This window comes from Myxococcus sp. NMCA1, assembly GCF_026810205.1.
Taxonomy (GTDB): Bacteria; Myxococcota; Myxococcia; order Myxococcales; family Myxococcaceae; genus Myxococcus; species Myxococcus xanthus_A.
Map to the genome: position 1 here is coordinate 2047084 of NZ_CP113950.1, position 18791 is coordinate 2065874.

Annotated in this window: 18 protein-coding genes; 9 read left to right on the forward strand and 9 right to left on the reverse strand. The window is 66.7% G+C overall.

What is annotated here, in order from left to right; all coding sequences use genetic code 11:
* The first annotated feature begins 268 nt into the window (after positions 1-268).
* Complete coding sequence (locus OZ403_RS08705; RefSeq protein ID WP_161604857.1) at positions 269-820, forward strand: TetR/AcrR family transcriptional regulator; 552 nt, start codon at positions 269-271, stop codon at positions 818-820.
* Complete coding sequence (locus OZ403_RS08710) at positions 817-1905, forward strand: DUF418 domain-containing protein (RefSeq protein ID WP_237078151.1); 1089 nt, start codon at positions 817-819, stop codon at positions 1903-1905. The genes OZ403_RS08705 and OZ403_RS08710 overlap by 4 nt, the downstream gene beginning before the upstream one ends.
* A gap of 1140 nt (positions 1906-3045) precedes the next feature.
* On the opposite strand, the gene OZ403_RS08715 is transcribed toward OZ403_RS08710, so the two are convergent.
* Positions 3046-3375, reverse strand: a complete 330-nt coding sequence (locus OZ403_RS08715) for a hypothetical protein (RefSeq protein WP_161605135.1) — start codon at positions 3373-3375, stop codon at positions 3046-3048.
* 109 nt (positions 3376-3484) lie between these two features.
* On the opposite strand from OZ403_RS08715, the gene OZ403_RS08720 reads away from it, so the two are divergent.
* Positions 3485-6409 carry an FG-GAP repeat domain-containing protein gene (locus OZ403_RS08720; RefSeq protein ID WP_268783908.1) on the forward strand — a complete coding sequence of 975 codons (2925 nt, stop codon included), beginning with the start codon at positions 3485-3487 and terminating at the stop codon, positions 6407-6409.
* Between the two features lie 86 nt (positions 6410-6495).
* Here the strand turns inward: OZ403_RS08720 and OZ403_RS08725 are convergent, their stop codons facing one another.
* Positions 6496-7395, reverse strand: coding sequence for a LysR family transcriptional regulator (locus OZ403_RS08725; RefSeq protein ID WP_140797664.1), 900 nt, complete (start codon positions 7393-7395; stop codon positions 6496-6498).
* A gap of 73 nt (positions 7396-7468) precedes the next feature.
* Here OZ403_RS08725 and OZ403_RS08730 point away from each other — a divergent pair, with 73 nt between their 5' ends.
* Entirely contained in the window at positions 7469-8461 is a 993-nt protein-coding gene (locus tag OZ403_RS08730; RefSeq protein WP_268783909.1) for a pyridoxal-phosphate dependent enzyme, read from the forward strand.
* Positions 8462-8626: 165 nt separating this feature from the next.
* Here the strand turns inward: OZ403_RS08730 and OZ403_RS08735 are convergent, their stop codons facing one another.
* Complete coding sequence (locus OZ403_RS08735) at positions 8627-10621, reverse strand: AsmA family protein (RefSeq protein ID WP_268783910.1); 1995 nt, start codon at positions 10619-10621, stop codon at positions 8627-8629.
* Between the two features lie 407 nt (positions 10622-11028).
* Here OZ403_RS08735 and OZ403_RS08740 point away from each other — a divergent pair, with 407 nt between their 5' ends.
* Entirely contained in the window at positions 11029-12057 is a 1029-nt protein-coding gene (locus OZ403_RS08740; RefSeq protein WP_268783911.1) for a hypothetical protein, read from the forward strand.
* A 264-nt stretch (positions 12058-12321) separates the two neighbouring features.
* A complete protein-coding gene (locus OZ403_RS08745) occupies positions 12322-12669 on the forward strand; it encodes a hypothetical protein (protein ID WP_140788935.1) in 348 nt (115 codons plus the stop codon).
* 273 nt (positions 12670-12942) lie between these two features.
* Here the strand turns inward: OZ403_RS08745 and OZ403_RS08750 are convergent, their stop codons facing one another.
* Both OZ403_RS08750 and OZ403_RS08755 read right to left on the reverse strand, forming a co-directional pair.
* Positions 12943-13206 (reverse strand): hypothetical protein, encoded by a 264-nt coding sequence (locus OZ403_RS08750; protein WP_268783912.1) that lies wholly within the window; start codon positions 13204-13206, stop codon positions 12943-12945.
* Positions 13203-13421 (reverse strand): hypothetical protein, encoded by a 219-nt coding sequence (locus OZ403_RS08755; protein WP_268783913.1) that lies wholly within the window; start codon positions 13419-13421, stop codon positions 13203-13205. Before OZ403_RS08755 ends, OZ403_RS08750 begins: the two co-directional genes overlap by 4 nt.
* A 354-nt stretch (positions 13422-13775) precedes the next feature.
* Here OZ403_RS08755 and OZ403_RS08760 point away from each other — a divergent pair, with 354 nt between their 5' ends.
* The 3 genes from OZ403_RS08760 to OZ403_RS08770 are packed head-to-tail and all read left to right on the forward strand — an operon-like array spanning position 13776 to position 15834.
* A complete protein-coding gene (locus OZ403_RS08760) occupies positions 13776-14063 on the forward strand; it encodes an autorepressor SdpR family transcription factor (RefSeq protein WP_020479202.1) in 288 nt (95 codons plus the stop codon).
* Entirely contained in the window at positions 14060-14743 is a 684-nt protein-coding gene (locus tag OZ403_RS08765) for an SdpI family protein (protein WP_140788938.1), read from the forward strand. Before OZ403_RS08760 ends, OZ403_RS08765 begins: the two co-directional genes overlap by 4 nt.
* Positions 14744-14757: 14 nt before the next feature.
* A complete protein-coding gene (locus OZ403_RS08770; RefSeq protein ID WP_268783914.1) occupies positions 14758-15834 on the forward strand; it encodes an alpha/beta hydrolase family protein in 1077 nt (358 codons plus the stop codon).
* 299 nt (positions 15835-16133) lie between these two features.
* Here the strand turns inward: OZ403_RS08770 and OZ403_RS08775 are convergent, their stop codons facing one another.
* The 4 genes from OZ403_RS08775 to OZ403_RS08790 all read right to left on the reverse strand — a co-directional run bounded on the left by OZ403_RS08775 (position 16134) and on the right by OZ403_RS08790 (position 18723).
* A complete protein-coding gene (locus tag OZ403_RS08775; RefSeq protein ID WP_161604860.1) occupies positions 16134-16286 on the reverse strand; it encodes a hypothetical protein in 153 nt (50 codons plus the stop codon).
* A gap of 332 nt (positions 16287-16618) precedes the next feature.
* A complete protein-coding gene (locus OZ403_RS08780) occupies positions 16619-16861 on the reverse strand; it encodes a hypothetical protein (protein WP_237078154.1) in 243 nt (80 codons plus the stop codon).
* A gap of 154 nt (positions 16862-17015) precedes the next feature.
* On the reverse strand, positions 17016-17843 hold the full coding sequence (locus tag OZ403_RS08785) for a M57 family metalloprotease (RefSeq protein ID WP_140788940.1): 828 nt from the start codon (positions 17841-17843) through the stop codon (positions 17016-17018).
* Positions 17844-17922: 79 nt separating this feature from the next.
* Positions 17923-18723 (reverse strand): RNA polymerase subunit sigma-70, encoded by an 801-nt coding sequence (locus OZ403_RS08790; protein ID WP_237078155.1) that lies wholly within the window; start codon positions 18721-18723, stop codon positions 17923-17925.
* Positions 18724-18791 lie beyond the last annotated feature (68 nt).

An 18791-nucleotide genomic window follows, 5' to 3' on the forward strand; every position in this document is an offset into this window, starting at 1 on the left:
CGCGCCGGTGGCCGTGCACGGGGGCCGCCCAGCCTGAAGCTAACGTCAGGCTGGGCTGGGCCGATGACCTCACCCGCCTTGTCGCAATGCCGGATGCAGACTGGATGCCCCCATGACGTAGCGACCGAATTTTGGGTAGGCACAGGAGCGGGCGCGGGCCCGAGGTTTGCTTTGCGCCTTGAGTGAGACTAAAGTGTCTCATATGGGACGAAAAAGAACCAGTGCAGCTTCGCCTGTCGCGTCTGGCTCGGATACTCGAGCGAGCATCTTGAGCGCGGCAGCTCGTGCGTTCGCGGTGGACCCCTCCGCGCCACTCGTCGATGTGGCCCGGTCCGCGGGGGTCGGACGGGCGACACTTCACCGGTACTTCGGCTCCCGCGAGGAACTGCTCCGCGAGGCGGGGTTGGACTCCCTGGTGCAGCTCGAACAGGCGTTGAAGGCGCACCGGTTCGAGCGGCAGGCTGCCGATGTGGCTCTGGAGTCCTTGGTGGGCGCACTGGCCCCATGGGGCGACAGGCTCCGGTTCCTCCTGGTCGTCTCCGAGCTGAGCCAGGAGCCCTCGCTCAAGGCCACCGAAGCCCGGGTGGACGAACAAATCATGCGCATCTTGCTGCGCGCCAGGGACGAAGGCGTGCTGCGCCAGGACCTCCCGAGCGCGTGGCTGTTCGCCACCTTCGAGGCGCTTCTGTACGCGGCCTGGACGGCGGTCGCCCAAGGTGACCTCGCCGCGAACGATGCCGCTCGAACGCTTCACGAGACGCTGCTTCACGGCCATGGCACGGGGCACCTCGCTGGCGCGAGGAAGGCGCGCCCACGATGACCTCGAATCCCTCGGAGCGGCTTCACGGCATCGATGTCGCTCGAACCTGCGCCATCTGCGGGATGTTCGTGGTGCACGCGCTCCTCGTCTTGGGGCCTCCCAGTTCGGGTCTTTCGGGCTGGGAGCGCATCGTGTTCAACCTGACCGAAGGGCGCGCCGCCGCCACCTTCGTCCTCCTGGCGGGCCTGGGAGTGGGGCAGCTTCTCTCGCGGAGGGAAACCACCGACTCACGTCGCGTGCTGTGGCGTCGAGCCCTCTTCCTGGGGGGGCTGGGAGTTCTCAACCTCATCGTGTGGCCCGGCGACATCTTGCGGCTCTACGGCGTCGCGCTCTTGGCCGCGCCGTGGTTGCACCGCTGGTCATCCAAGGCTCTCTCGGGGCTTGTGGCCGCTCTCATCCTCACCTTTCCGCTCGCGGCCGTCTTCGTGGACTGGGATGCCCGTTGGGACTGGGCAACGCTCACGTACCGGGGCCTTTGGACTCCATCCGGCTTTGCCCTCAACCTGGTGGTTGATGGCTTTCGTCCCTTGCTCCCCTGGTTGGCGTTCTTCGTGCTGGGCCTGCGGCTGGCGCGTCTCGACTGGCGCGACAGTGCCACGCAGCGGCAGATGCTGTGGGCGGGCATCTGTCTGTTCGTTCTGTCGGAGTTCGTCTCAGCGGGGCTGGTGAAGCTCGCGATTCAAAGCGCGATGGGCGAGCGCCTGGGAGCAAACGTCGTGACGGCGCTCCTCGGCACTCACTCCCTTCCTTCCATGCCGCTGTTCATGCTCTCCGCGCTGGGGATCGCCAGCTTGGTCCTGGGTGGCAGCTTCGTCCTGGGGAACCACCTCCCGCGACGCATTCGGGAGGCGTTGGTATCCACGGGGCGTCTGGCGTTGACTTGGTATCTGGGCCATGTGCTGTTGTTGGTGGGGCTCGCCGTCGCGGGCTACGGCAACCGCCTCTCCGCGCTAGCCGCCATGGGGGTGGCGTTCGCTGGGTTCGCGGGTGTCATCGCTGTGTCGTACTTGCGAGGCGGAGCACCCATGCTGCTGGAGCGAATGCTCCGGCGCTTCTCCGCACCGAGGCCCCAGCCCCGGTCCTGACAAGGCGGCAGTCGTGCTGCCCCAAGGCGTCGCTCCTGCTGCTGCTCGGCGGAGAGACGGCGAGGCTGCCAAGCCATGAGAAGTGCACCTCCTCAATTCACGGCGGAGTGCTGGCGGAGGCAGAGCGCAGCGCGAAGCCCAGTGAAGTCGGGGCGCTCCTGCGCCGGGAATGGCTGTACTCCTCGTTGATGAGTGCGTGGCGGTTCCAGCGCGATGCGGGGGAGCTATCGGCTCGCGGTCCGAAGAAGCCTGCCGAGCTGGGGCTCGAGGATGTGTGCAGCCCCGTGCAGAAACCTGCACACCTTCTTGCGCCCTGACGTCGGGCGATCAGCGCAGTGGCTGGGATTTCCTTGGGGCCACTAAAACGATAGCCCTGGCATATCCAGTGCACTGGTCGCACAGTGCGCCGTTGCCGGGCGACTCATTCGGGCCGGTTCCAAGAGAGTACATGTCGATGGATTCAACGATGCCCCATTTACGCCTGCTGGGACTCATGCTGCTTGCGATGCTTCTTGCGTGCGGTGGGGACGACGGCGGGAAGTCTGCTGATAGCGATGGAGGCATCGGCGGTGACGGCGGGGTCATCAGCGATGGCGGTAGCGATGGTGGCACCGGAGAGCTGTGTCCCGAGGAAGGAGCATCGTGTCAGCCGAGCATCGCTTGTCGAATGGGAACGATTGCTTGCGAGGGGCAGGTCACCGCATGCGTACCAGCCGGCAATTCGCCAGACGGAACCCCCTGTGGCTCGAACGGGGTGTGCTCGGACGGAGCTTGCGGCGCATGTGTCGACGGGCTCTCGTGCGTGCCTGAGGACCCGTGTGTGCTGGGAGCGATTTCGTGCGCGAGCGGAACGCCGACTTGTTCGGCCACCGGTGAGCGTCGACCCGCCGGGAGTTCCTGCGGTGACGACAGGGTCTGTGACGCGCGGGGGGCTTGCGTCGCCTGTACCGCTGGCGAGGCGTGCGCCTCTTCGACCCCTTGCCGCGCCGCCACCATCGAATGCTCCACCGGAGCGCCGGTATGCACGGACCGCGGGAGCCTCCCGGATGGAGCGGCGTGCGGTGACGCAAAGGTCTGCCGCGCGGGCACTTGCGTGGCCTGCTCACAAGGAATGAGCTGCACGCCCTCCTCGAATCCGTGTCACGAGGGCCGGTTGGACTGCGCCACCGGCGAGTGCGTGGACACCGGCGTGCCTCTCGCGAACGGTGCATCCTGTGGCGCGGGCAGCGTCTGCTTCTCGGGGAACTGCAATGCCTGCTCCGAGGGGAGCGCCTGCGCCCCGGCCAACGTCTGCCATGTGGGCAAGATCTCCTGCGAAACCGGGCAGCCCGTCTGTGACGATACCGGAACACCCGTGACGCCCGGAGCGACGTGCGGCACGAACCAGGTCTGCAGTCCGGCAGGGAGCTGTGAGAGCTGCATGGAGTCCGCCAGCTGCGAATCGCCAAACCCCTGTCGTACGGCGTCCATCCGCTGCGCGTCCGGGGCTCCGGTCTGCACCGATGCGGAGAACAAGCCTGACGGCGCGAGCTGCGGTACCCACAATGTCTGCCTGAGCGGCACATGCGCCGCCTGTCCGGTGGACTACTTCTCGAGCGAGGTGGTCGACTCCGGAGGGGCGCCCGCCGCGATGGGGTTCGCGCTCGGCGCCGACGGCGTCCAGCACGCCGCGTATTACGACATCAAGACGCGGGCCTACTACTACGCTACGGACGCGAGCGGCGGATGGGTCCGTCAGCAAATCCTGGCGAACGATGGCTATAGCATCGGGGACGTCCAACTCGCGCTCGACCTACAGGGACACGTGCATGTGAGCGCCACGCGCGGACTCTCCCCGGAGCTCTGGTATGCGACGAATGCGTCCGGCGACTGGACGGCCGAACGGGTGTTCTCTTCCGTGTTCGGCTCGCACCGCATCGCGGTCGACGTGGCCAGCAACGTCCACATCGTGTTCAGGCGGCTCCAAGGCGGCGCATATCCGTATCATGCATCGAGGCAAGGCGGGCTCTGGCGTGTCGGTCGCATCGACGACAAGAACACGGAAGACTGGACGCCCGCTGTGGCCGCAGGGCAGGACGGGTCGCTCCACGCGAGCTGGACCGCGGGCGGCAAGGTGATGCACGGCCGGTTCCGTGGCGCGAACTGGGACATCGAGGAAGTGGCTGCGTCAGCCACCTCGAGCATGACGTGGGGCCGAAGGACGGCGATTGCCCTCGATGCCTCCAACCATGTGCACATCGCGTACACGTATGGGGAGACGGCCATTCGCTACGTGACGAACGCGAGCGGAGCGTGGGTGGTGACGACGGCCGCGAATGCGACGGTCTACAACCCGGACCCCACGCGATACGAGGACATCTTCCTCAAGGGTGGCGTGGCACCGTCCATTGCGTTGGACCAACAGGGCCATGCGCATGTGGCGTGGGTCGCGCTGCCGAGCGGTGACGAGCCCTTCCTGAACCATGCGACGAACGCGAGCGGCGCGTGGGTCAACACGCCCTACAGTTCGCAGCCGGCGGGCCAGAACGCCACCACGCTGTTCGTCGATGCCGGCGGAACGGTGCGCATCGGCTACACCGCTTCCAGCATCCCCTATTCGCCACGATTCGCCTCTCAGGCGTGTCCGGGCCCCGCGGCCGGGCTTCCACCGCTCGTCGCCGCCACGCTGCCGGAGGTCGTACGTGCGCCGACGACGTGTGACGTCTGCGTCAAGTCCGTCGTCGCGGTGGGAACGCCAGGTGGGCTGCGTGTGGACTGGCGTCCAGTCACTGGCGCGACGGAGTACAAGGTCTATGTCGCGCGCGGCGTGGCCCCCACGAAGGACAACTACGCAACGCTCCCTGATGGACGGCGCGTGATCGCATCGGGTGAGAGCCTCGAACTCACGGGGCTCGCCGTGGGCGCGCCGTACTTCATCGTCGTGACGGCGGTCACCGGCGCTGGCGAGAGCGCGGAGTCTCCCACCGCGGCTGCGAAGCCGGTGGCCGATGTTCCGGGCGAGGGCTTCACCACACCTGTCACGGCGCCTTTCCTCGCTGGCTCCAGGGTCGTCGCGAATGCGGGGGACATCAACCATGACGGATATGACGACCTGATGGTCGGGGACGAGATGTACGAGAGCGGAAAGGGACAGGTGCTGCTCTTCCTCGGCGGCGAAGCGGGGCTGAGTCAGGCACCTGCATGGACCGTCACGGGGACGACGGCGGACTCGCCCTCCTCAGGTGTCCAGGGAACGCGCCTCGGCTCGCGTGTCGAGGCGGCGGGGGACGTCAATGGAGATGGGTATGCAGACGTCGTCGTCGCCGAGAATCTGGGGTTTCGAGTCTACAACGGGAGCGCGAGTGGACTGACCACCACGCCGTCGCGCGCGTTGACGATCAGCTCGTGGATTGTCGGCCTCGCAAGTGGCGATTTTGATGGCGACACCTTCGCGGACATTGCCTTGGGCACTCCCTACCTGAGCCTGGACCCGCTGGGGAGAGCCTGGGACGGCGCGGCGTACATCTATCGCGGCACCGCGTCCGGTATCGGCCCGACGGCGTCGTGGACGCAGTTGGCCCCCGCTGCGTGGTCGAGTGACAGCTTTGGCAAAACCGTCGCCGCGGTCGGGGATGTGGACGGTGACGGCTTCGGAGACCTCATCGTCGGGTCCCCCTACCATGGCGTCGGGTCGTTCAACAGTGGCGCGCTCCTGCTCTTCCGGGGCAGCGCCACGGGCGTCGCCCAGGTGCCTTCGTGGAGCGCCTTCGGACTGACGCCCGACGACTATTTCGGCGCGGCGGTGGCGGGGCTGGGCGACGTGGATGGTGACACGTTCGGCGAGGTGGCCATCGCGACGACCCACTACGATGGTGAATCGCGCATCGACTTCTACGAAGGCATGACCGGCGGCATGCAGGCGACTCCGTTTCGCACATGGGCTACTTCCGCGTGGCCCTCCGTCAGCAGTCTCCTCGAGGCACGTGTCGATCTCCTCGGCGACGGAAGGAGCGCTCTCTTGGTGGGAGGAAGGTATCGCGTGACGCTCCACCGCGAGCGAGACCAGCACCTGGAGGCGGACCCGGTTTGGAGTCTGGAGATAGAGCCCAGAGGCGGGGCGACCGTCGGGAGCGCCACCGCCGGCAGGTTCGGTGGTCCCGGTGCGCTCGGTGTCGCCGTGATCGGCTGCTCGGACACGTGGGTGTGTAACTCCCGCTGGGGTGCCATCTCCTACGCGACGGGCAAGGCACAGGGGCCGCGCGTCGATGCGGGATGGCCCGTGACGGTCGAGTCGGGCGTCTCGGCGCGACTCCTGGGCGCGGGTGTGCGCCGCGGTCCAGACGCGGAGTCCGCCTGCACGGTCGACTTCGGAGATGGCTCGCCCCCCAGGACCGTCCAGCCCTGCGGTGACTTGCAGGTCGGCGCGCTGGCGCATCGCTACTGGCTGCCGGGGCGCTACACGGTGACGATATCCTTGACCTCCAGCGCGAGTCAGTCGAGCACGACGGTCGACGTGACGGAGTGAGCGGGTGAGCATGAAGGCGAGTCCGAGGTCCGAGAAGGGCCTCGCGCTCGCTGGCGAAGGAGCTGCGACCTCTGGTTCGGTCCCGCTCATGCGTTAGCGGTCGCGCGCAGCGCCGCGAGGAATTGCTGCACGACTGGCGAGTCCGCTTGGCCGTCGTACACAAATTCGACGTCGAAGCGGCCGTCGAGTTCGTCAAGCGGGACCAGCCGCACCGTGCGCGGGCACGTAGGTGAAGTGCTTTCCGGCACGAACGCGTAGCCCATTCCGGCTGCGACGAGCCCGATCAGCGTCGGGATGTCGCTGCCGACCTGCGCGATGCGCGGCGTGAAGCCGGCCCGCCGACACTGCTCGAGCAAGAACCGGTGATGCGCGGCGGACCGTAGTGGGTCGAACCAGACGAACGGCGCGCCTGCGAGTTCGGCCAGTTGACGGGGCGCGCGGAAGCGCTGGCCCGGCGTGGACAGCATCGCGAGCACGAACCGGTCGCGCAGCAGCCGCATGCCTGACAGATGCGGCGCCTCGTCCTGCCGCCACGCCATGATGCCGCCATCGAGCTCGCCGCGTGCGATCGCAGTCGCCTGCTCGGCCGACAGCAATGGCCTGATCGACAGCATTACGTCCGGGCAGGCGTTCCGGAAGGCCTTGAGAACGTTCGACACCACCGGCAACGGGAAATAGTTCGGCAGCACGCCGAGACGCAGCTCGCCGAGGTGGCCGGCCGCGCTGCGCAGCGCACGTTCGCGGCTGCCCTGCAGCTCGGCGAGCAGGCGCGTAGCGTCCTGCAGGAAGCTCGCGCCGGCCGCTGTGAGCGCGATGCCCGTCGAGCGGCGGATCAACAGCGGGGTGCCGATCGCCTCCTCAAGCTCGCGGATCTGCCGGGAAAGCGCGGGTTGCACAATCCCGACTGCGCGGGCGCCGGCCATCATGCTGCCGGCTTCAGCGACCGCCACGAAGTATCGCAGATGGCGCAATTCGACCTGTCGCATGCGGTGCCTGTCCGTTCCGTCGATATACCTAGGAGGCATAGCGTACTACATTGAATAGTATTGGGAAGTATGGATGGCGCAATCTAGGTTGGCCAGCGTCATTACAACTGTCCGCGCGTCGCGGACGTTTGTCGCACTTCTTCACATGCCACTCCATATCCAGACGCCCTACGTCCGTTCGCAAGCTGCGTCCCGCCGGTTCGGCAAAGACGTCCTGTTCAAGATCGAGGCGATGCAGCCGTCCGGCTCGTTCAAACTGCGCGGCGTCGGTGCGGTATGCGACGCGCGGCGTGCAGCAGGCGCCCGTCGTTTCGTGTCGTCGTCGGGCGGGAACGCAGGCATTGCGGTGGCCTATTCCGGTCGCGCACTCGGCGTGCCCGTGCTCGTCGTTGTTCCGGAGAGCACGTCCGCGCGCGCGCGCGACCTGATCCGCCTCGAAGGCGCCGAGTTGATCGTCCACGGCGCGTCTTGGGCGGAGGCGAACACGTTTGCGCAATCCATGATCGGCTCGCACGACGCGTTCGTGCATCCATTCGACGACCCAGTACTGTGGCAGGGCCATGCAACGATGATCGACGAGATGGCGGCAGCCGGACCGAAGCCAGACGCAGTCGTGCTGGCGGTTGGCGGTGGCGGGTTGCTGTGCGGCGTGCTTGAAGGGTTGGCGCGCAACAGCTGGTGCGATGTGCCGGTCGTCGCGGCCGAGACCCAAGGCGCAGATTGCTATGCGCGTTCGGTTGCGCAGGGGCGGCCAGTCGAATTGTCAGAGATTACGAGCCTTGCCACGTCGCTCGGCGCGAAGCGGCCTTGCGACGCGGCGGTTGAGTGGGCGACGCGCCATGCGGTCGATAACATTGTTGTGTCCGATGAGGCAGCCGTGGCGGCCTCACTGCGGTTTCTCGATGAACACCGGATTCTGGTGGAGCCCGCGTGCGGGGCCGCACTGGCCGCGCTCGACGCGGGGTCGTCGGCGCTTGCCGCAGCGTCACGCATCGCGGTGATCGTCTGCGGTGGCGTCACGGCGACGGTTGAGCATCTGCAGGCATTGAGCAGCCGGGAGCGATGACTGCGGGTAGAACGCAACGCCACGGAGATTGCTCCGCGATACCAGCCATCACATCTCGGGTGTCCACGGCACCGGGCTACTCCCAGTCGGAGTCGTGAACGATGCGCATCGGGGGGCCTGCCCGGACAACGGTGGACCGGGGCCGGATGTTCTCCGCCGGCGCACTCATCTCTTCTCGCGGGGCCGCTTCTGGAAGAGGTTCTTCAGTCCCTTGCGCGCCTGGTTCACCGGGCCCTTGAGTTCCTTCGGCGCGGGCACCGCCGGCAGCAGTCCCTGCGCGATGTCCGTGGGACTGCCGGCCTTCACCTGAGGGTCCTTCACCGTGCCGGTGATGGTGATGGGAACCGACACCGGCGCCCTGAGGGGAAGCGCGCCGTGGGTGAGTTCGGATACGAACTGCTGGGATGCCTGAATCGTTCCCTTCAGCTCCAGGCGCTCATCCAATGACGCCCGTCCTTCCAGCGCCCCCCTCCCCAGGTCCGAATCGAACGCCATGGGCCGGATGAAGGACACCCAGCCATCCTGGATGCGGAAGTGCGCGTCCAGGTCCTTGAAGCGCGTGCCTTGCCCCGCCTTCCGCACCGACTCAGAGGCTCCCTTCTTTCCCAGCGCCTCCAGCCCCTGCGAAACGGAGGAGGCCACCGTCGCGCCCAGGTCCGTCGACGTGTAGACGCCATCCCGCAGCCGCAAGGTCCCCGTGCCCGTCATCTGGTCGCGGACCCGCTCCCAGTCCAGGCCCGTCCCGGAGAGTTGGAGGTCACCGCTGGCCGCGCCCTGGACCGAGGAGTGTCCCGCGAGTGCCTGGAAAGCCTTCGCCGTGTCCATTCCGTCCAGCGTCGCCCTGAGCGACCACACAGGCTGCGCCTTCGTGAAGTCCACGCGAGAGCCGGTGAGGTTCGCGCGTCCGCCGTACACATTCGCCGTGCCTCGCTGGAGCACGAGGGCGCCATCGTCCAGCGTAACCTGGAGGTCAACGTCCGACGCCGTGAGCGCGCCATGGCGCAGAGTCGCGAGGCGGAGCGTTCCAGCCACGTTCACCTTCTCAATCCCCGCGCGCTTCGAGATAAGCGGCGTGTTGGGGAGGCTCGCCTCATCCGGTGCGGAGCGCGGCGGCATCGCTCCGAGCAGGTGCCCCAGGTCCAGCTCCTTGCCCGCAAGGGAGAACCGCACGCGCGCGGGTTCCAGTTGTGCGGACGCTGTTCCTCCCAGTTCGACTCCAGGGCCCGACAGGGCGATTCGCGTGAACGCCACCTTTGCCGCCTTCGGCTGGTTCGGGTCGATGCGCGAGTCGAAGGCAAACGAGCCGTTCGTCGCGTCTCCGCGCAGCCGCAGGTCCTTCGCCGTGCCATGTCCCGAGAGCACATACTGGCCCTGGTCGGTCTTCAGGTCCGCGTCGACGTCTAGCGCCCCTCCGGTGAAGTACTTCGTCGCGGAGGCTGGGAGGAAACGACGGAGCGCGCTCACGGACACATCCTTGCCCCGCAGGCGTGCTGTCGCCCGAGGCCATGGCTGCCCCGCCTGAGGCAGCCCTCGGTGGAGCGAATCGACCTTCAGGTCCAGTTCCACGTTCTGTCTGGGAGCGGCCACCGCCATCCGCACCTTGCCCTCGAGTGGCTGGCCCGGCCCAACGTGATTCAAGTCCGCGTCGATGTCCTGGAAGGCGACCACCGCGGGTCTTCCCTCCGCCTCCTGGTCCATCACGCGAACCACGCCATCGCGGATGCGCAGGTGCTCGATGGCCGTGTCGCTTCCCGATGCTCCGTCGGGGGCCTCGGGAGGCCGTTCGAGTGTCTCGTGGTTCCAGGAGCCATCCTCGTGGTGAACCAGGTTCAGCGTGGGTTCCACGAGTCGCACCGAGCCCACACGCACGTCCTTGCCCAGGCTCCGCACGAGAGGCCAGAGCTGGACGGTCGCCGTCACACGGGAGGCTTCGAGGAAGGGTGGTTCGGAGCCCGCGCTCTCGGCACGGAAGTTCGTGATGGTGACGCCGGGCGTGGGGAGCCAGTGCGCGTCGAGCTTCTTGATGGTCACCTTGCGGCCAAGCGAGCGCGTCGCTACTGCCTCGACCTGTCCACGCAGCCGCTCACTGAGCCATAAAGGCTTGATGGCCATCGCCACGATGGTCAACACCAGTGCCGCGCCCGTGATGGCGAGCGCCACCTTCAGGGCTCGACGATGGGGATGAGACGTTCGAGTCATGTCGGGGAAAAGTGGGGGGAACTCAGGTGGGTGTCGCCGCTCGACGGGCCGTGCCCCCTTAAGTCCGTGCCTCCTCCGATGGAGGGCTCGCGACTTCCTGCCACCTTGCGCCGCAAACTCGGGGGCGTGGTGTCGTCGACCCCGCTTCGCCGCTACGGGAGCTCGCCGGCCCCGTACTCACCGCGCTCACTCGCCTTGACGTACGCACGACGCAGCGACCGGATTTTGGGTGGGCACAGGTGCCGGTGCTCTTCCTGCTCTACGGCCGGCCTCCATGGCTCAAGCTGAAGCTATCATGGCGGAGCAGTCCACATGGCCCGACGACCCATCGCGGGGGAGCGGGCTTGGCGCCTGAGCGAGGACAGACCGTGGAATTCCGATACCTCTCCGCACCCGCCTGGTCGGCGTTCAAATCCTGGCTGCTCAAGTTGCACTGCGTTCCCATCGCCCACCTCCGGCTCTTGACCGGCGGCTGTCCGGCGGAGGAGTTGCCCGCGCTCGCGAAGGAACTCAAGCGCGTGCGGGCCGACTTCAAGAAGCGCCCCAACGAGGTCTCGGCCCCTGCGGACGAGGGCCTGCGGACGGACTACGCGGCGCTCGGTGTGCCCTGGTCTGCGTGGAGCGAGGTGGCACGCGAGGTCCAGCGAGACCTGAAGCGCAAACGGTACGCGCGCTGGACGGGGGCGGATGCGCTCGAGTTCCCCGAGGGGCCTTCCGCCGAGGACCTGGTGACCGTCTTGTTGTTCGGAGGCGTGGAGCAGGCACGACCTCATCTGCTGCGCCGCGCGTCGCTCGCCGCAGGCTCGCTCGAGGCGCTGTGGTGCCGCTGGCTCGCGGGTGGGCCGCTCGAACCCGAGACGCTGCGCTCGTTCGCGGGTGCTCCGGAGCGGCTCGCCGAGCCCCTCTACACTCCAGGCATCGGGGAGGTGCTGCCGCTGTTCTTCGTCGAGCCCGACCCCGCACGCGCGGAGCGGGCGCTGGAGGTCGCCTCGGCCCAGATGGGCTCGTCCCGGTCGCCACCGTTGATGGACTTCCTGCGCTCCCTGCTCGGCCTGTGGCGTCAGGACACTTCGGTGGAGGAGGTGAGGGCGCGCTTCGATACGAGTGTCGCGACCGTCTCGCCCTCCGAGGTCGCCCAGCTGAGCGCGCCCGCCTATCTGTATGGCCGATACATCGAGGCACTCCCCCCGCACGCGCTGCTGGAACGGGTGGGCTCACGTCTCGAGCGCATCGCCGTGCCTGCCCGGGTTGCCGATGTCCAGCCCGTCATGGAGGCGCTCGCCGCGCTCGAGGAGTTGACGGCCATGGGCCTGGGCCTCCGCGTGGAGCAGCGGCCCGGGAAGGTTCTCCTCTCCGCACAGGAGCCGGAGGCTGGGGGAGGGGATGAGTTCCTGTAGCGCTGCCGTATGCGATGTTCGTCATCCGGACGGACCCGACCATAACCCTTCCCGCCTCTCGCGTGCTGTGGGCTGTGATGCTGCTGTTGTCCTCACCGGCATGGGCCTGTGCCTACCCAAAATTTCGTCCCTACATCACGGCGCATCAAAACGCGCGTCATGCCGGATGCGGCAGGTCTAACGGGTGGACTGTCGAGTTGATGAGGTCGGGGCACCCAGTTCGGCCCGGCACAGGCCCGGAATCCCATGTGGTAGCGTTCGGCCATGGTGGGACTCATCATCGTGGGCGTGCTCGCCGTCATGCTCGTCGTCGGACTCGTGGCCCTGCTTCGGTGGACAGTGGGGGCTGACGTACGGCGCGCAAAAGTGCTCGCGCAGGGTGAGGCAGGGACGGCGCGCATCCTCGGCTGGGAGCAGACCGAGTTCAGCCACGGGCGCAACGACGTCCTCCGCTTCTCGCTTACCATTCGTCTCCCCTCCGAGGACTCTGAGTTCCAGGCTACGGCAGACCGCCTCGTGCGGCCCATGGAGGCGCCACTCTTCCAAGCTGGGATGCAGCGACCGGTGCGCGTTCTTCGGGACGGCGAGCGCCTGCTGGTGGAACTCGAGTAGCGCGAGGCTCTCGTTGAGGCGGGCCCAGAGCAAGGTGCTTGGGTGCCGCAGGGGCTGCCCCGGGCGCTTGATGCTTCGCTCGACCAAGCGCTCGCATCCACCACCCGGACGCGTGCCCTGGAGTCCATGGTGGCGGAGAGGTAGGTACCCGAATCTCAAGGCCGGGCTGAGACCTTGGTGGTTCGGACTTCGCATCGCCGGCACTCGAAACGCGACACCCACGCACCTCGCTCACTCGCCTCGACGCACTGGCGAGTCTGGCCTTGACGCACCTCATGACGCAGCGACCGAATCTTGGGTAGGCACAGGGCAGCTCCGACACTCCAAGGAGCACCTCTCAAACGACACGCTCTTGCTGCCACGACGCAGCCGGTGTGTGAAGGGAACGTAGCCCTGCTTCAGGTACCGGGCCGCCGGGCCCGCGCCCTCCACGGCGGGCAATCGCAGCAGCGCCGGCTCCCAGTCCAAGCCGCGCAGCAGCGCGCCAAAGCGCTGCTCCGGGTCCACGCGGTGGAACGTCCAGTGCGTCAGGCTCACGAGGCGAATCCACTCGGATGGCCCCGCGCCATGAAGTCGAACGCCTCGTTCCGATAGCGGCCTTCCTGCGACACCAGGTACATGTCGTTGCGGCTGGCCGGGTCCGGGAGTCGTTTGGAGATGAGCGTCACCTCCGCCTCGCCCTCGGGCACGCCGCTCGTGCTCTTGTGCACGTGCGCGTGGGCGAGGAACTCCAGTTCCGCCAACGTCGGCACCAGTGGCTCCAGCAGCCGTCGCTGGACGTCGATGACGACGGCCTCGTCCGGACTCCTGCTGTCCGGGCTCCAGCGTCAGCGAAGGGACGCGCGCCGTGGCCGCAGGCATGGCCAGCAACTCGCGCGGCGTGAGCGTCCGCACCCGGGGCCGCTCCTCGCCGTTCGCGAAGTCCGACTCTCGGAACAGGAGTAGCGCCAGCCAGGACTTGTTCTCATCCGCCTGCCCGGGCAGGCGTTCCCAAGGCAGGGTGGCGCGCTGGAGGTTGATGTGGGGCAGTGCGTTGGAGTGCTGTCCACTTGACAGGATTTTCCTGGCCATTATTTTGAGAGTCGTCAAACTATCGAAAGGTCGTGATGCGAACGCAGGAGGTCTTCAAGGCCATTTCAGACCCGACCCGGCGCAAGGTGCTCAAGCTCCTGCAGGGCGGCTCGAAGTCAGCGGGAGAGCTCGCTGAGGCGTTCGACATCACGAAGGGGTCGCTATCGCATCACTTCAACGTGCTCAAAGCGGCGGACCTGGTGCGCTGTGAGCGCCGCGGACAGCAAATCGTCTACTCCCTCAACACGACCGTGTTCGAGGACGTAGCGGCAGTCCTGCTCGACCTCTTCAAGGTCGATAAGGGGAATGGAGAGCCGTCATGAGAATCAGCCGAGCCAATGTGTTGAGTCTGGGACTCGTCATCGTGTCGTTCGCGATGACCTTCGTGCTCTACGGCCGATTGCCAGAGGCGATACCCACGCACTGGAATGCCGCGGGGGTGGTGGATAGGTATACGCCCAAGCCCTGGGGGCCCTTCGTCCTGCCGCTGGTGATGGCTGCTGTGTACCTGGTGCTGGTGGCCGTGCCACGGATTTCGCCCAGGCACTTCCGCGTGACGCGGTTCCAGGGCGTCTTCGAGGGCATCCAGGCGGTGCTGGTCGCGTTCCTCTTCTTGCTCAACGCCCTGGTCTTGCTCGCGGGCATTGGAGTGCCCGTGCCGATGGCTCGTGTGGTTCCCGCGGCCACGGGCCTGGTCCTCGTGGTCCTGGGCAACTACATGGGGAAGTTCACCAAGAATTTCTTCTGTGGAATCCGGACGCCCTGGACGCTCGCGAGCGATGAGGTCTGGCTGCGCACGCATCGCCTGGGAGGACGGCTCTTTGTCCTCGCGGGAGTCATTGTCTTCGTCTCGGGGCTCCTCGGTGGCGGTCCGGTCCCCGTGCTCGCGGCTGTCGCTGTCGCGACGGTGACCCCCATCGTCTATTCGTACGTCCTCTATCGTCGCATCGAGGGGGGCAATCGCGGACCGACCGACGGTGTGGACTCTCGTCGGTCTGCCTGAAGGAAGGGGGGGCTATGTTTCACGATATCCGTGGCACGTTGAAGAAGCTGACTCTTGGTGCATGCCTGGGTGCTGTCGCGCTCACTGGCGCGGCCTGCGCGAGTTCTCCCGGGCGCGGTGGGCCGGAGCCCATCCACGTGGAGGCCACGGCCCCACGGTCCGAGGCGGTTGCTGGCGCCTCGGTGACGCCCGATGGCCGTCCTCCGTATGTGAACGGCGCGGCGTTCCGGGGTGAGGAGGTCACCGTGGGGCAGGAGCCCTTCCTGCTGAAGGGCACGTTGACGGTGCCGGTGGGGAAGGGCCCCTTCCCTGGCGTCGTGCTGGTTCACGGCTCCGGCCCGCATGACCGGGACGTGCGCTTCGGGCCCAACGCGCTATTCAAGGACCTCGCCGAGGGGCTCTCGTCGCGCGGCATCGCCGTCCTGCGTTACGACAAGCGCACCTTCCAGTACAAGGAGCCGTTCGCGAGTGGCATCTCCATTGATGATGAGGTCGTGGTGGACGCGGTCTCGGCCATGGGCGTGCTCAAGGCGCGACCGGAGGTGGATGCCGCGCGGGTCTTTGTAGTGGGGCACAGCCTGGGGGCCCTCCTGGCGCCGGAGATTGCCCTCCGCTCGGCGCCGGTCGCGGGCGCGGTTCTGCTGGCGCCACCGGGGCGTCCCATGTGGGAGCTGATTCCCGCGCAGTTGCGGTACCTGGGCGCGCCGGCAGATCGAATCGCCGAGGTCGAGAAGGCTGCCGAGCCATTGAAGGCCAGGACGGCCAGCTCCGGGAGCTTCCTTGGCTTGCCGCTGTCGTACTGGAATGACCTGGACTCGCGCGACGGCGTCGGGATGGCCCGGATGCTCCAGCGCCCCATCCTCATCATGCAAGGAGAGCGGGACTACCAAAGCACCGAGGAGGACTTGGCGACATGGCGGCGTGGGCTTGCCCAGGTCGACCGCGTCGACGTGGTGAGGATTCCCGGCAGCAATCACATGTTCATCCATGGGGAGGGAAGATCAGGGCCCGCGGAGTACATGATTCCCGGCCACGTGGACGCGCGAGTCGTTGAGAGGCTTTGTTCCTTCGTCCTCTCCGCGCGCGAGTGACTCGTAGCCCCTCCGTGGTGGTCGGGGCCCGGTGCTGAAGCGGAGGACTCTCGACGGCGGGCTGCCCTGTCGAAGGACATCTCGCCGCTACCCCGGCGCTCCGGCATGCGCTCACGCTGGCAGGCCAGGGCCACGGCCCAGAACTTGTCCGCGTGCCCGCGGTTGGTGCGCTCGGCGTCGAAGGACACTTTCCCGGAGGGCAGTACGCGGCGCTTGATGGAGTGAATCTGCCCGACGAGTTCGCGCTCTCGTGGCAGGGTGACGTCGCGGCGCTGGAGGCGAATCTTGAAGTCGGTGGCCTAGCGCTCCTTGGCTTCGTTGGTGAAGCTCTCCGCCACTACTTGCGGGAAGTCGCGGGCGAGATTCATTCCGATGCCGCTGCGGTCGACGGAGAGGAGGCGCCGCAGGTGAGCCTCCCGCTCCGTGAAGGGCACGCCCTCGAAGCTGCGCAACAGGGTGTCCTCGGCCCTGTGGTGGCGGTCAGCGGCGTGCAGCGTGGAGAGGAGGGCAGATCACCGGGACGTGAACGTGCGCGAGTCCGGCCGCTGGGCAGAGTGTGCTTCCGGCCGCGAGTTCTGGCCCGGACTCGTACCGCGGTGCTCGAGTGCCTGGTGACTGGTCGCCTTAACCCCACGATTCTGCGGAGTCTGCTGCGACAGGCGTGTGCTTCCGCGCGCCAGGCCGGAGCTCGACGGTGAAAGTGACCAGACACGGCCTGGCGCGGTGAAGGTGAACGGCGAAACTGAACGCGATGGTGCCCGCGTTCACTTACCGGAGGGCGGTCTCAATCAGGGTCGGCGGGGGGCGTGACGTCCGTGGGCGGAGCCACGAGACCGTCACCCTTGGGGCTCCCGGGAGAGGCTGTGTCGAGGTCCTCGTCGTCGCTACTCACCACCTCCGCGTCCACCTCGCCGCGCTCGGCGGGTGTCGTCTCACGCGCAGCGCCCAGGGCATGTGCGTGCCGGGCCTGGAGGCCCTCCAGGGCGAAGCTGGCGTGCAGCTCCTGGCGGGAGTCAGCGCCGCCCATGGCGAACCATGGTGTTGGGGGGCGCGGCCGAAGTGCGTGGAACCTCCTCGATGCCGAGGAGGTATTCGTCAATCGGGATTTTGGTGGCACCTTTGGGCACGGTGATGCGGCGAGCGGTCTTCACGAGTTGCAGGATTCTATTCCTGTCGTGTCATCACTCCTGCCCGTACAGGTAGGTTAGTGCCGTAATGTCGCTGGAGGTGAATTCGCCAGTCGTCCCCGACGGGATGCAGGAGTTCATGAGTGACCCACCCGCCGTGGCTGAACTTGGCGTCCCTGGGATGAGGATGGCGCCCACGCTCGCGGAGCCTTCATTGACCGCACTGCCGCCACAGCTGATGCTTCGATTGTAATAGTCGGAGTGACGAAGCCCGATTACGTGGCCAAGCTCGTGGGTGATTACGTGTTCAATTGCGTCTTGGGACTCGTTTGCAAGGCTGGCTGTGACCCCGAATCGTGGAAATGGTAGGCCACCCGAAGGCGTCCCCCCAACGCCGGCGCCGCCACCAGTGGCGGGAATGATCACGAAATCGATGGTTGCCATGCTGCTCGGAGGACAGCACTGAGGGCAATCGACGCACGGGTTGACAGGCTCGCGAATGAACTTGAATCGGAGGGATAACTCATTGAAGTTTGCTATTGCTTCGTCCAGTCCTCGGTTGAGCCTTGAGTAGGACAGTACCGAAGACGACGGCCTGATTTTGATCCACCGCAAGTTGGGGGATATCAAGTTGGTGGTGCGATATTGCTCTTGGCTGCTGCTGCCCCTTTGGAGCATCTCCCGCGATGCTTGGAGGCTTACCTCCATGTCACGCCCGACATAGACGACTCCCTCGGCCATCATGATGTCGCTGGCTGGGAATCCAGCGTCGATGAGGTTGTCGATAGTCTCCTGCGTGTCGTCTTCAGCTTCGAGCCCACCGCTGCATCCGAACATCCACGCACTACAGGCCAGTGTGAATAAGGTCGCCCTTGTGGTCATCGGTAGTTCCTTGTAATCGCTTGCGGTTGGGATTCAATGGCCCGGGATGCAGTCAGGGCACCCCAAGCCCTAGCGGAGTCTACCTCATCTTGAGTGAGGGCTGGAGGGCAGCGATTCCAAGAGGGACCTGCAGGAGGCCTCGTCTTTGGCTGTGTGTCGACTTTCGTAAAGAGAGTTGAAGCTGATGTGCTTCTGATTTGCGTGGTGCTGCTTGATGGCGATAGCCCGGAGCACTCTGCGGAACCGGGGCAACTTCACTCAAGGCGTCGCTCCTGCTGCAGCCGGGGCGCGAGCCGCCATACATGAGTCTCAGCCGGTCCATCGTGAGCCCATGGAAATGGTGCAAGCGCAACAGGGGCCGCTCCTGTTCGGGGAGCACCGCCATGGCTTTTCGGAGGGGCTCGACAAGGAACTGGCGTGCGTCTTCGCGCATCAGTGCGTACTCGGGGTCGCTCGGGGCCAACAGTCGCGCGAGTTCCTCGGGAGGCTCCGTGACGAGCTGAAGTCGCTCGTCCCGGTTCACCAACTCCCCGGAGAAGCGCGCGGCGACAATGCCCACCCAAGAGAGCAGAGGCCCTCGCCCCCTATCGCTCGCAATCCTCGGTGGCGTGTTCCCGCTGGCCACCAGCAGCCGCTCGCGCAGCACCTGCAGCACTTCCTCCAGCATGTTCGGCGGCAACCGCCCGAGCCGGGCGGGGATGTGCCGAAGAACGTGTTGCTCGAAGGCCCGGAGGGCCGAGGGCTCCTCAGTGGCGCAGGCGCACGCGAGGTACAGGTCCGCACCCTGGAGGATGCGCATCACCTCCGAGACCTTGCCCGCGGGCAGGTGCTGGGCCAGGTTCCCCACGAAGTCCTCGACCGGGAGCGAAAGCGTGGCCACGCGGTCCGGGCCGCCTCGACGTGTTGGTGCCGCAGTGCTTCGAGCCTCTCCACGGCCTCCAGCTCCGC

Bases quoted from the DNA above. Each gene is read 5' to 3' on its own strand.
- OZ403_RS08710 (WP_237078151.1), top strand. From the start codon at position 817: ATGACCTCGAATCCCTCGGAGCGGCTTCACGGCATCGATGTCGCTCGA.
- OZ403_RS08715 (WP_161605135.1), bottom strand. From the start codon at position 3,375: ATGGACGCCGTACGACAGGGGTTTGGCGATTCGCAGCTGGCGGACTCC.
- OZ403_RS08725 (WP_140797664.1), bottom strand. From the start codon at position 7,395: ATGCGACAGGTCGAATTGCGCCATCTGCGATACTTCGTGGCGGTCGCT.
- OZ403_RS08730 (WP_268783909.1), top strand. From the start codon at position 7,469: ATGGCGCAATCTAGGTTGGCCAGCGTCATTACAACTGTCCGCGCGTCG.
- OZ403_RS08745 (WP_140788935.1), top strand. From the start codon at position 12,322: ATGGTGGGACTCATCATCGTGGGCGTGCTCGCCGTCATGCTCGTCGTC.
- OZ403_RS08760 (WP_020479202.1), top strand. From the start codon at position 13,776: ATGCGAACGCAGGAGGTCTTCAAGGCCATTTCAGACCCGACCCGGCGC.
- OZ403_RS08765 (WP_140788938.1), top strand. From the start codon at position 14,060: ATGAGAATCAGCCGAGCCAATGTGTTGAGTCTGGGACTCGTCATCGTG.
- OZ403_RS08770 (WP_268783914.1), top strand. From the start codon at position 14,758: ATGTTTCACGATATCCGTGGCACGTTGAAGAAGCTGACTCTTGGTGCA.
- OZ403_RS08780 (WP_237078154.1), bottom strand. From the start codon at position 16,861: ATGGGCGGCGCTGACTCCCGCCAGGAGCTGCACGCCAGCTTCGCCCTG.
- OZ403_RS08785 (WP_140788940.1), bottom strand. From the start codon at position 17,843: ATGACCACAAGGGCGACCTTATTCACACTGGCCTGTAGTGCGTGGATG.